General features: G+C 70.7%; 6 protein-coding genes and 2 pseudogenes. 7 read left to right on the forward strand and 1 reads right to left on the reverse strand.

The genetic code is table 11. The features are described 5' to 3' along the window. Positions 1-375: 375 nt before the first annotated feature. The 7 genes and pseudogenes from AC4IJH_RS37960 to AC4IJH_RS37990 all read left to right on the forward strand — a co-directional run. Positions 376-3,474 (forward strand): eCIS core domain-containing protein, encoded by a 3,099-nt coding sequence (locus AC4IJH_RS37960; protein WP_490856537.1) that lies wholly within the window; start codon positions 376-378, stop codon positions 3,472-3,474. A 392-nt stretch (positions 3,475-3,866) separates the two neighbouring features. Beyond that, a complete protein-coding gene (locus AC4IJH_RS37965) occupies positions 3,867-4,508 on the forward strand; it encodes a carbonic anhydrase (protein WP_490856538.1) in 642 nt (213 codons plus the stop codon). A gap of 171 nt (positions 4,509-4,679) precedes the next feature. Then, a complete protein-coding gene (locus AC4IJH_RS37970) occupies positions 4,680-5,585 on the forward strand; it encodes an NADP-dependent oxidoreductase (RefSeq protein WP_490856539.1) in 906 nt (301 codons plus the stop codon). Positions 5,586-5,837: 252 nt separating this feature from the next. Continuing rightward, a complete protein-coding gene (locus AC4IJH_RS37975; RefSeq protein WP_490856540.1) occupies positions 5,838-6,824 on the forward strand; it encodes a hypothetical protein in 987 nt (328 codons plus the stop codon). A gap of 52 nt (positions 6,825-6,876) precedes the next feature. Further along, positions 6,877-8,760 carry an HSP90 family protein gene (locus AC4IJH_RS37980; RefSeq protein ID WP_490856541.1) on the forward strand — a complete coding sequence of 628 codons (1,884 nt, stop codon included), beginning with the start codon at positions 6,877-6,879 and terminating at the stop codon, positions 8,758-8,760. Positions 8,761-8,772: 12 nt separating this feature from the next. Next, positions 8,773-11,709, forward strand: a complete 2,937-nt coding sequence (locus AC4IJH_RS37985) for a hypothetical protein (protein WP_490856542.1) — start codon at positions 8,773-8,775, stop codon at positions 11,707-11,709. 170 nt (positions 11,710-11,879) lie between these two features. Further along, positions 11,880-12,434: pseudogene (locus tag AC4IJH_RS37990) on the forward strand (IS6 family transposase); the annotation flags it as partial. Between the two features lie 76 nt (positions 12,435-12,510). Here AC4IJH_RS37990 and AC4IJH_RS37995 read toward each other — a convergent pair. Next, positions 12,511-12,708 (reverse strand): annotated as a pseudogene (locus tag AC4IJH_RS37995) (IS630 family transposase); the annotation flags it as partial.

The following is a 12,708-nucleotide window of genomic DNA, read 5'->3' on the forward strand; positions in this document are numbered from 1 at the left end:
CCAGGTGCGGTGGCCGTACGCGGTGCCGGCCTCGCGGGGCGCGAGCGGGCGCCCCTGCCCCGGTTCCTCCCAGCGATCAGAGCCGCCTCGACGCCGCAGGCCCTGGCGTTGCGAGCGCGGACCGTGCCGGCATGTGCCGAGACCGAGCCGGAGGGGGTGCCCCGGTGAGCGAGTTCGGTGGCCCGGTGCATCGGGGTCACCTGCGACGCGGTCTCCAAGTGGTGGGCCCACCGCCCGCCCCCGGATCCACCCCGTAGCAGGCTTCTTGTCCCGGTGCCGGCCGGTTCGGTGATACCCGGCACCGGCAGTCGGCCGGCATCGCTACGACGCACGGTGAAGTCGCCACCGTCCAGGGGCGCTTCGACGATGGTGCCGGTGAAGGTGAGTCCGGTCTCGCGAGTTGGTCGCTGGCTGCGGGGCGTCGCCGACCGGGGCACCGCCCAAGGGCGGGTCACCCCGGACCGGGCAGCCCGGCTGCGCGCCAGTGCGGACACCCTGGAACAGGCCGCCCGCGCCACCACCCCCGCCCAGCTCAAGGCAGCGGCCCACCATCTCGCCGACACCGCCCGCCACCTCGGCCAGACCGCCGCCCCGGCAGGCGCATTCGACGACGCCATCGGCGATTTCGCCACAAAGGTCGGAGACGCCGTTCTCGCTGCGGTGGGAAACGCTATGGAAACTGCGTTCACAGCCCTCAGGAAGCCGGCCAACGGCTTCCTCACCCAAGTCGACAGCCTCCTGGGCCAACCTCATAAACCGGCTCGAAGCCCCCACGAGGTAAGCGCATCTCAGCAACATCGTTCGCACCGGCATCTTCCCGTACGCCAACCGCTCATAACCGTCGCACCTACGACCCCGTACATGCCGGATCCCGACCTGCTGGAACGGATCACCGCGCGCCCTGCGGAGCTGGACGAACGTGAAGAACTGCTGGCCGACCAGTTGGCGGACGTGCGGGGCGAGCGGGACGAACTCGCCGTCGCCGAACGCGTTCTTGAACGGATGACCGGGCAGCTCGCCGAGGAGCGCACCTTCGCCGGACCGATGCCCGGACAGGTGGGCGACCCGGTCGTCGAGGAAGGCTCCTACCCCGACCGCCACCGGTTGTACTCAAGTCGCTCCGCGGCCCACGGCTGGCCGGAGAACATCCTGTGGCCGAACGAGGGGAGCCTCGACTGGGAAACCTGGCACCAGCTCATCGATCTGCTGATCGCGCACAGCCCGGACGGCCCGGACACCCGCTGCCTGGTGCACTTCAGCCCGCTCACGTCCTACTACCACCTCCCCACGGTGCTCACCGGCCGCCTCAGTAACGCACCCGGCCTGTACCACCACCCCGATCTGATGGCCTACAGCCCCTCCAACATCTGGCCCGTGGACCGGACTCGGGTCATCTGTACCGACCACGACCTCACCGGCACCCAGGCCTCCGGCCCCGCCTCACTGATCGAGCGCCACCTCGACGCCCCCTGCCTCGAAGCCCTCCGCCTCTCTTTGAACCCCTCACCTCACCAGGGCTCGCGCATGCCACCGCCGACGGCCGCTGCCCCATCGGGCACCGCACTCTGCCTTCGGGTACCTGGCCCGGCGCCGCGCTCCCCGCATATACAGAGAGGATCTACGTCGCCAGCCCGGAAGGCCCCGATGCGCCCGCACGACTCCATCCCCGCACACGACGGCCAGGGGACCGCCCGCTCGTCGGCGCACACGCACTCCCGGACGCCGGACCGTAGCGATGACGCGTCCCCGCACGGGCTGCTCGCGCTCCAACGCGCTGCGGGGAACGCGGCGGTGGTTCAACTGCTCCGGCAGACGGAGTCTCCCTGGGACAGGGAGGCGGGCCCGGAGGGACATCGGCACGCGGCGGACTGCGGCCACCGGCCAGGCCAACAGCCCCCAGCGCAGCGGTCCTCCGTTCAGCGTTCCGCCGTGCACGAGGTGCTGCGCTCCACCGGGCGGCCCCTGGACGACAGCACACGCACGGACCTGGAGGCCCGGCTCGGCGCCGACTTCTCCGACGTACGCATCCACAACGACGGCGCCGCCCGTGCCTCCGCCGCCCAGATCGGCGCCCGTGCCTATACCTCAGGAAGCCACATCGTGCTGGGGGACGGCGGCACCGACCGGCACACCCTGGCCCATGAGCTCACCCATGTCGTCCAGCAGCGCCAGGGCCCGGTCAGCGGGACCGACAACGGCAGCGGCCTCCAGATATCCGACCCCTCGGACCGCTTCGAGCGGGAAGCCGAAGCCAACGCGACACGCGTCATGTCCGGCAGCGTCCCGGTCCGCGAACCGGCCGGGGCGACGGAACCGGCACCGCTCTCCGGTGCCCCTTCGGTGCAGCGGATGCGCAGCGAGAACCCCTACGCCCGGGGCGGCGAGCACGACGGGTGGGAACTGACCGCACACCATGTCATCGCCCACTCCCGCCTGACCGGGGCGCTGGACAGCGTGGACGAAGGGACGCGCGCGGAACTCCTCCGCAAGGCCGTACCCGATGTGATCACCGACGAGATGCTGGTGAATCTGAAGATCAAGGTGCCGGGACACACGAACCGGGACGACTTCAAAAGGCAGCTGCGCACGGCGCTGGTCAAGCGGGGCGGCGGCAACAAGGCGGACTTTCACGGGATCGACCTCAACGCCGTTCGCCTCTCCTTCTTCGAGTGGCAGGGCGGCAATCAGTTCCTCGGGCCCAGCACCACCCTCCGGGCGGAACCGACCGCTGTGGGCGAGGACACGGACTACGACGGAAAGCACTTCTCCCCGCTCCAGGGAGAGGATTTCGACACGCTGACGAGCCTCGGCGACAAGTTGGCGGTCGCGAAAAGTCAGGAGAAGGGGCCTTTGCTGCGCCGAATCCTGGCCCTCACCGTGAATGTCAACCCCAATCCCTTCGACGCCGAGGCATGGTGCGAGGTGTCCTCGCTGGATCAGGTGGACCGGCTGGCCGCACAGCTGCCCAGGCAGCACATGCGGGCGTACACCTTCTTCAAGATCCCGATCGCCGAGATCCTCAAGGGGCGGTACCAGGGGATCTCTCAGAATGGGACGGGGTACCTCTACTGCGGCGAGCCGATCCGTCCCGTTCAGATCAAGGGGGCATTCGTCTACATCCCGCTGAATACCGCGCAGGCGACGACCGTCGACCGGGACGACGTGCCGCTCGCCAGACTCCTCCCCGACGCTCAGACGGTCGACGGGGACAAGGAGAAGGAGAAGGAGTTCGATCTGCCCGCGCACGGCCACGTGGAGGGGGGAAGGCAGCTCAAGCTGGACGGGTACGCGGGAACGGTTCGCGTCACCGAAACGGCTTCCGGGCGCTACCGGATGAGTGCGAAAATCTTCGACAAGCAGACGCTCACTGTCGACGCCCCCGGACTGAAGCTGTTCGACTTCTGCCAGGAACTGCAGGTTCCGACCTCGACCTTCCTGCCACGCGCCGTGTACGAGGCGGCCGTGGCCCCGTAGCCGCCGAGTGCGCGCCCGCGGCGAGACCGGCCGCCTCGTCCGCCTTACGCCGCAGGTGCTGCCTGCTGTCGTACACGTGCAGGGTGAAGGTCTCCGGGCCTGGGGCACCGGTCGCGTCGCAGGGGCCAGGACGCGCCTGCTCGATGACCAGAAGTCGATCACTCGGGAAGGTACGCCCTTCGCATCCAACCCGAGGCCGATCCACCGGTCATGAGCATTGCTCCGCCAGGAGCCCGGCGTCGATCAACCTGACAATGGCGGCGGCCCACGGCGGTGACTGACCGGTGTTTTCCTCGCAGGAGGGCTTCGGCTCCGTCGGGGTGTACGGGATCGTCGCTGTCGTCCGCGGACCGGCCGCACGCTCGTGCTGGGGCTGGCCGTAGCCTGCCGCCATGACCGAGATACTGACGACGACTCCCGATGATGCCTTCGAGATGCTGCTGGACGGCAACCAGCGGTTCGTCACCGGCTCGCCGGAGCACCCCAACCAGGACGCCGCACGCCGCACCGAGACCGCACCGGGGCAGAGTCCCTTCGCGGTGCTGTTCGGGTGCTCCGATTCCCGGCTGGCCGCCGAGATCATCTTCGACCGGGGACTGGGGGATCTCTTCGTGGTCCGCACAGCCGGGCATGTGGTCGGTTCAGAGGTGCTGGGCAGCATCGAGTACGGAGTCAGCGTGCTGGACTGCCCGCTGGTCGTGGTCCTGGGCCATGACTCGTGCGGGGCCATCGCGGCTGCCCGCGAGGCCGCCGACGGCGGCAGGGCGCCCGCCGGCTTCCTCCGTGACGTCGTCGAGCGGGTGACCCCGAGCGTGCTGGCGGCCCGCGCTGCCGGACGCGACCAGGACGAGGAGATCCTCCACGAGCACATCCGGCACACCGTCGACCTGCTGCTGGACCGCTCCCGCGTCCTGGCCGAGCGGGTGGCCGAAGGCCGCCTCGCCGTAGTGGGCCTGTCCTACCGGCTGGCCGACGGCAGCGCGCAGCTGGTCGCCTCCCACGGCCTGAGCACGACGGTGGCCCGCGCACGGTAGTGCCTGCTGCGAACCCCCCGCCGGCCGTACGGCCGGCGGGCGCGGTGCCGTCGGCAACAACGAAGGCAGCCACTTGCCGATCCGGCGTGCGAGCCTGCGCCGAATCGGGAATCCCTTGATCATCACCGGCGTTGGGCCCTGCTGTCAGACCCGTCATGCGAAGGGCTTTTCGTGCGCGCCATACAGATCGACCGCTTCGGCACCCCTGACGTCCTCGGCATCATCGATGCTCCCGAGCCCGAACCCGGCCCCGGAGAGGTACTGATCCGGACCGTTGCGACCAGCATCAATCCCGTCGACGACAAGACACGGGAGGGAGCCATTGGCGAGGGAACGCCGCCGCTGCCGATGACGCTCGGCTGGGACCTGGCCGGCATCGTGGTCGACGGCGGCAGCACCGGGCTGCGCGCCGGTGAACGCGTCATCGCCATGTCGCACCAACTCAGCGCCGGCCGAGGGACCTGGGCCGACCTGGTCGCGCTTCCCGCACAGGCAGTCGCCGCCGCGCCGCGGTCAGTCAGCCTGGCCGAGGCCGCCACGTTGCCGCTTCCCGGGCTGACGGCGTGGCAGACGCTGGACTGGCTGGCGGTCAGGGCCGGTGAGCGGCTGCTGATCGCTGGAGCCGCGGGGGCAGTCGGCGGGTTGGCGTTGCAGATCGCCCGTGCGCGCGGCGCCGAGGTCGATGCTCTGGTCTCCCGGGATGCGCAGGTCGCCTTCGCCCGCGACCACGGTGCCGACCTCGTCACCACCGACCGCAACGCTCTGCACGAGCGTCACTATGACGCAGTCTTCGACACCTTCGGGGCATTCGTGACCGAGGCAGTAGCTGACGGCGGCCGGTACGCGTCAATCGCCACCCAAGCCGGTCCGGTCCCCGACCTGTCCTCCCGTGGTGTGCGTACCACCGTCCACCAGGTGCGCGAGGACGGAGCGGGGCTGACCGAGCTGACCAGGCTCGTCGACGACGGCTCCCTGCGACTGCGCCTGCACGCCACCTTCGGCCTGCAAGAAATCCAAGCCGCACACGCTCGCTTCCTCCAAGGCGGCCTGGCAGGAAAGATCACCCTGGTCTTCTGACGCAGGCTCCCGATCTCCGGGTCCATGTCCTGGGCCGGGGAACCGCAGGAGGTAACTGTTCCGGACGGCGAGCCTCGCCCTGCCCCGGGTGAGGAAACAAGGCGAGCAGGTCTGAGGAACAGCACGGGCCCGCCCCCAGGCCCTCTCGGTCCACCAAGCCCGTGAAGCGTTGGTGAAAACCCTGTGGAGGCCGTGTCAGTGCGGTCGCTTATGCTGCAACGGACGATCACGGGGAGCAGACGAGGGCACGGCATGTTTGGCAAGCTTTTTGGCCGAGGGGTGGAGACACCGGCGGCGGATCCGTTCACCCTTCCCGTCCCGCGCGGGCAGAAGAAGGGGATGTACCAGCTGCGCGCGCTCGGGGACTCGCGGGTGCTCGCGCTGGTGGAAGCAGCCGATGCGGGTGTCTGGGAGGCGGTCAAGGCGGCGCTGGCGCCCTTCGATCTCGGCCGCGACCACCAGGTGCTGGGTGAGCTGGCCGACGTCAACGGTGTGCAGGACTGGATCGGCCGGGCCGTCGAGGAGGACCAGGAGCACCGCGCCACAGCGCTGCTGATATCCGGGGCGCGCCACATCACCTGGGGCTGGGAGGCGCGTACCGCCGCGCAGGCCGTGCACGTCACACAGGAGCAGTGGCAGGTCTTCCACGAGCGGCTCCAGGTCGCTGAGGAGCAGCTGCTCCAGGCCGCCGAGCTGCGGCCGGAGTGGGTCACGCCGTGGCGCTGCCTGCTCACCTCCGGTCGTGGCATGTCCCTGGACCCCGCCGTCAACGGAACCCGGCTCCGGGCGGCCCTGCGCCGCGCACCGCTGGACCTGGAGACCCACCTGGAATGGCTGTCGCAGATGCAGCCCCGGTGGGGCGGCGAGCCGGGGCAGGCCCTGGCGTTCGCCCGTGACGCGTTCGCCCGCGCCCCGCAGGGCCACCGTCTGGGCTGCGTGATCGCCATGGCGCACATCGAGGACTGGGTCGAGTCGGACCACGCGGACTGCCTCGAAACCCCCGAAATCCAGGCCGAGTTGCGAAGCGCTGCCGACCACAGCATCCTCCACCCCGCATACCCGCGGCACCCGGGCTGGCAGCACGACTTCAACATGTTCGCCATGGCTCTGTCGCTGGCCGAGGAGCGCCACACGGTCCGGCGCGTCTTCCAGACGCTGGACGGCGCCTACACCGAGTGGCCCTGGACCTACCTGGCGGAGCCCGAGAAACAGTTCGCCCGTCGCCACCGTCGCGCCTGAGCGCACGCCGCTCCCCTCGTCCCGTCCCGCCTCTCCCCCTCCGGACTGCCCGATGACTGTGCCCGACACCGCCGCGAACCCAGCCGGCGCGGACCGCACCTTCCAGGTGGATCTGCGCGGCCTCGTCGATCTCCTCTCCCACCACCTCTACTCCAGCCCCCGCGTCTACCTGCGCGAACTGATGCAGAACGCGGTGGACGCGCTGACGGCCCGCCACGGCCTCGAACCGTCCGCCTGCGCCGACACCTTCGGCATCCGCCTATACGCCGACGGCTCGGTGGTACGCATCGAGGACGACGGCATCGGTCTCACCCAAGACGATGTGCACACCTTCCTCGCCACCATCGGCCGCAGCAGCAAACGCGCCATAGGCACTCCCCAGGACGAGCCCATCCGAGGCTGGGGGAAGATCGCCGAGCAGCGCGGGGACTTCATCGGCCAGTTCGGCATCGGCCTGCTCTCCTGTTTCCTGGTCGCGGACGAAATTCACGTCCTGAGCCGCTCCGCCCGCACCCCCGACGCACCCGCCGTGGAATGGCGGGGACGCGGCGACGGCAGCTACACCGTCCGCACCCTGCCCCCCTCCGCCCGCCCCCGGCCCGGCACCACCGTCACGCTGACACCGCGACCCGACGCCGGCGAGTGGACCCGCCCGGCGCAGGTGCACGCACTGGCCCGGCACTTCGGCTCGCTGCTGCGCCACCCTGTGAGCTTCGACGACGGCACGGGCGGCACGGGCGCGCCGGTCAATCCCGAGCCCGCCCCCTGGACGCGTACGTACCCCACGCCGGGGGCCCGCTCCCGAGCCCTGGCGGCGTACGGCGAGGAGGTCTTCGGGTTCACGCCACTGGACACCATCGAACTGGACCTGCCGGCCGTGGGCCTGAAGGGCATCGCGTGCGTGCTGCCCGAGGCCGTGCCGGCCGGCCGCCGCCACGGCCACCGCGTGCACGTCAAGGGCATGCTGCTGTCCGAGCAAGCCGAGGAAATCCTGCCGGAGTGGGCGTTCTTCGCCCGCTGCGTCATCGACGCCGAGAGCCTGCGGCCGACGGCGTCCCGCGAGTCCCTCTACGAGGACGACACTCTCGCTGCCGTACGCGACGCCCTCGCCGAACAGCTGCGCGCCTGGATCGCGCGAGCCGCCGCCAGCGACCCGGACCTGCTCGCCCGCTTCCTCCAGGCCCACCACCTGGCCGTGAAGTCGCTCGCGGTGCACGACGACGAGATCCTGCGGATGCTGCTGCCCTGGCTGCCGTTCGAGACCACTGCCGGGCACGCCACCCTCGACGAGTTCGCGCGCACCCACCGCACCGTGCTCGTGACCTCCAGCGTCGAGGAGTTCCGGCAGGTCGCGGCGATCGCCTCCGCCGCCGGGCTCGGCGTCGTCAACGGCGGCTACACCTACGACCGTGAACTGGTCCACCGGCTGCCCGAGATCAGGCCCGAGATCAGCGTCGCCGACCTCGACCCGGCAACCCTCACCGCCCACCTGGACCCCGTCGACCGCGAGACGGAACTGGCCGCCGCGGCCTACCTCGCCCTGGCCCGCGAAGCCCTCGCCGTCTTCGACTGCGACGTCGCGCTGCGCACCTTCCAGCCCGCCTCCGCCCCGGCCCTGCTCGTCGACAGCCGCGAGGCCCGGCACGAGCGCACCCGCTCCCAGCTCGCCCGGGAGCAGGAAGGCGGCCTGTGGGGCGACATCCTGGGCGCCCTGCGCCAGGAAGCACCGCGGGCCCAGCTGATCCTCAACCAGCTCAACCCCCTGGTGCGCACGGCCGTCGCGATCGACGAGCCCGAACTGGCCCGCACCAGCGCCGAGGCCCTGTACGGGCAGGCCGCGATGCTGTCACGGCGCCCCCTCAGGCCCGCCGAGTCGAGCCTGATCAACCGTTCCTTCCTCGACCTGCTCGCCCACGCCCTGCGCAAGGGCCGCTAAGGACAGCCGACGATGACGACCGCACCCCAGACCACCGATGAGCTGTTCCAGGCGCTCCAGGACAACGACCGGCGCCCCTACGGCCGCACCCGCACCGTCACCGCCGAGGAACTCGTCGACGCCGCCGAACAGTTCGCCGAGCCCGTTGCGCTCATCCACGCGCTCCTCGAACTGCAGGAGGCGTACACCTACGGCTCCGAACCGCGCAAGTCGCCGGTCGTCTTCGCCCGTCTGCTCACGCTCTTCGACGAGCAGCCCGAGGTCTTCGACGAGCGCCTGCGCCACATGCTGTTCTGGCGGTTCAAGTGGGTGGCCAACGCCCTGCGCGCGCTGCCCGAGATACCCCTCGCCAGCCTGCGCCAGTGGCTGACCGAGATGCGTGAGCGCTACGAGAAGGCCGGCCTGGGGCTCCAGCCCTACTACGGGCAGGCGTACCAACTCGCCGCCCACGTGGGCGAGGACACCGACCTCGCCTACGAGTTGTGGGCGGGCCGCGCGCGCACCCGGCTCAGCGACTGCGAGGCCTGCGAGATCTGTGAGCGCGCCCTGTACCACCTCACGGCGGGCGACGACGTACGGGCGCTGGCCGCCTGGGAGCCCGTCCTGGCCGGGAAGGAGTCCTGCCAGGAGGAGCCGGCCCGCTCCATCTCGTACGCACTGCTGCCGCTGCTGCGCACCGGCCGCACGGAGCAGGCCCGCGCACTGCACCTGGCCGGCTACCGCGGCTGCCGCCGCAACCCCTCGATGGCCGGGGAGGCCGGCCGGCATCTGGAATTCTGCGCACTGACCGGCAACGAGGCACGCGGCCTGGAACTGCTCGCCGAGAACCGGAACCTGTTCGAGGAGGTGGACTCACCGCTGGACCAGCTCGACTTCCTCACCGGCGTGGAAGTCCTCCTCCAGCGCGTAGAGCTCCTCGGCCACGGCGCACTGCCCGCCGCCGGATTCGCGGGCCGCACCTGGACGGTGGCCGAGCTGCGCGGCGAGGTGCGAGGCCGCGCCGATGACCTCGCGACCCGCTTCGACACCCGCAACGGCACCACGGCCCTCACCGACCGCCGCAGCGCCCGCCTCGACCGTGCCCCGCTGCTCGACGCGCTGGAACTGACCCTGCGCACCCGCACCCTCGACGACGTGGCACCGGCCGCCCCGGTCACGGCGCCGGCCCCGCGTACGGCCGCCGAGCTCCCCGGTTCGCTGTCCGAACTGATTCTCCAGGCACGGTCGCTGGAAGAGCAGGGACATCCGGACGCGCAGAGCTGCTGGGCGCGGCTGCGTACGCTCACCGCCGCCCACGACTACGCCCACCCCGATGACCCGGCCGTCGGTCCGCTCGTCCGGCTGCGCGCGGACCTGCTGGCCGACGAAGGACACCGGGCGGGTGAGAAGGACGAGTTCGCCGACGCCGCCGGCCTCTACGAGCAGGCCGCGGGCCTGTACGAGGACGCCGGAGCGCCGGATCACGCAGCGCTCGCCCGCGCCTGTGCCGTGCTCGCCACCGCCGAGATCCCCGCGCAGGACCACCCCGATACGGACGAGGCGAAGGCCACCGCGCTGACCGGCGCCTATGCCTCCCTGGTCCGGCTGCACGAGCAGACGCCCGGCCTCGCTCCGTACCTGGAGGCCCGCCTGCTGCGGTTGCGGGCCACCACGCTGGGCCTGCGCCTGCAGACCTCGGGCAGCGAGGAGCACGTCGCACCGGTCCTCGCCGAGGCGGACCGGCTGCTCGCGTTCGCCACCCGGCACGACTTCGCCGGTCCGATCTCCGGCGCCCTGCTCCTGCGTGCCAGCACGTACGCCCTCGCGGGCGACCTGCCCACCGCGCTCGCCGAGATCGACGCCCTGCTCGACCGGCTGACGGCACACGGTCCCGCCTGGCACCTGCCGCGCACGCTCGGACTGCGCGGCCGGGTCCAACTCGGCCTGGGGGAAACGCAGTCCGCGTACACGAACCTCACCGAGGGCCTGCGACTGGCCGCCGCCTGGCCGGCCGACGCCGTCGACACCGCCCGTCTCCACGCCGATCTGGCTGAAGCGTGTCTGTTCCTGGGCCGCCCCGCAGAGGCATTGCAGCATCTGACGCGCTCGGCGGAGGCGGACCTGCGCCGCGGCAGCCGGACCGACGCGTTCTTCGCTTACAGCAACGCCGCCCGGCTCAGCCTCGACCTGGGACGCATCGAGGACTGCATCGCTCTGCTCGACTCGCTGCTGGCCGATCCGGACGTCGCCGACGGCGCGCTGGACGAGCGACTGGTCGCTCAGCTGCGCCTGACCCGCGCCCGCGCGCTGCACGCAGGCGAAGACCTCAAGGCCGCTACGGCGGAGCTCGTCAGCCTCGCCGCCGAGTCGGCCGGCTGGGACGACGACCCGGGCAGCCACGCCATGATCGCCGCGGAGACTGCCGTACTCCTGGGCGAGTCCGGCGACTTCGGCCGGGCCCGCGCGGCCGTGGACCAGGCACTGGCCGCTCACGCCCGGGCCCCGCGCTACGAAGCCCTCAGCAATGCCTTGCGCGAACTCGCCCGCCTCCAAGCCCAGCAGCAGGGCAGCGACGGCCCGGGCGACGCCCGTGCCTGGCTGGCCGACGCCGCCCGGCTCGCCGACGAGGCCCGCGCCGCCGGTTTCGAGGCCGAGGGCCGGTCCCTGGACACGGCCCTGGCCTACGAGCACGGGCGGGTCAACGCCTATGCCGGTCAGTACGAGGACGCACTGGCCGCCCTGGACAAGGCCCTCGCTCTGCTCGGCGAGCCGGCGCAGGACGGCGATCATGCCGGCGAGTGGGCGGAGTGCGTCCGCCTCGCGGCCGCCGTGGAGGGAATCTATCTGGAGCGCCCCGCCCCCGCTCTCGCCCGCCTCGACTCCGCGCTCTCCCGCCTGACCACCCTGGGCCACACCGAGGAGACCGAACCGCTGACCACCTTGGCAGCTCAGCTGCGCGACGAAGAGTGACACGGCGGCCCCGGTACCAGGGTGCCGCCCCGCCCCGGCACCGGGACCGCCACCGGGCTCGTCCGAGCCGGCATCCAGTTCGGCTGACCGAGCTCGCCGGCCGGCGTTGTCAGGTTCGTGGTGGCCCGCGTGATGATCTTGTTTGAGGTCGTCGTGAGGAGGGGCTGCCGGTGGAGACCGAGGGTGCGCCGTCGTACAGGGGCTACCGCTTCCCGGCGAAGGTCATCGGTCACGCTGTGTGGCTGTATCACCAGTTCCCTCGGTCGTACCGCGAGGTCGAGGAACTCCTCTTCGAGCGGGGAATCACGGTCTCGTACGAAATGGTTCGGACCCGGTGTGCGACGTTCGGTCCCATCTACGCCCGGAGCCTGCGCCGCTGGCAGCCACGCCCCGGCGACAAGTGGCATCTCGACGAGGTGTTTATCAAGGTCAACGGCCGGATGCGCTACCTGTGACGTGCGGTCGTTCAGGACCGCAACGTCCGGGACGTCCTCGTGACCAGCACTTGAAACAACCGCGCGAAGAACTCGCATCAGCCCACCCGGCAACGCGAGAGAACCATGAAGAACTTCCGCTCCGTCGGGGCCGCGCAGAGATTCCTCGCCGCCTTCTCCAGAATCTCGACGCTTTTCCGGCCCCGACGACATCTGATCACAGCCAGTGACTATCAGGCCGAGATGACCGAACGCTTCCACATCTGGAAGACCGTCACCGGCATGGCCGCGGCCGCCTGGCCCCATGCCACGATGACGCGGCGCCGACCCACCGGACAGTCCCTAGTGTCTCGTGATCCTGTTTATGTCACTTCGAGTTATTGGCGACGAGCTTCTTGATGTTGGTCTGGACGAGTCGCACCTTCGCCAGGATCTCGTCGGCGGTTGCAGTCCAAGTGAACGGTTTGGCCTCGGAGTTCCAGGCGGCCATGTAATCGCGAATCTGCTTGATCAGGACGTTCACGCTGGAGAACGTGCCCCGGCGGATCGACTGGCGGGTCAGGAT

The organism is Streptomyces sp. UF-297, from assembly GCF_058245575.1.

What these genes read in the sequence shown, in the direction of transcription:
- AC4IJH_RS37985 (WP_490856542.1), top strand. Translation starts at nt 8,773, where the DNA reads ATGACGACCGCACCCCAGACCACCGATGAGCTGTTCCAGGCGCTCCAG.
- AC4IJH_RS37975 (WP_490856540.1), top strand. Translation starts at nt 5,838, where the DNA reads ATGTTTGGCAAGCTTTTTGGCCGAGGGGTGGAGACACCGGCGGCGGAT.
- AC4IJH_RS37965 (WP_490856538.1), top strand. Translation starts at nt 3,867, where the DNA reads ATGACCGAGATACTGACGACGACTCCCGATGATGCCTTCGAGATGCTG.
- AC4IJH_RS37980 (WP_490856541.1), top strand. Translation starts at nt 6,877, where the DNA reads ATGACTGTGCCCGACACCGCCGCGAACCCAGCCGGCGCGGACCGCACC.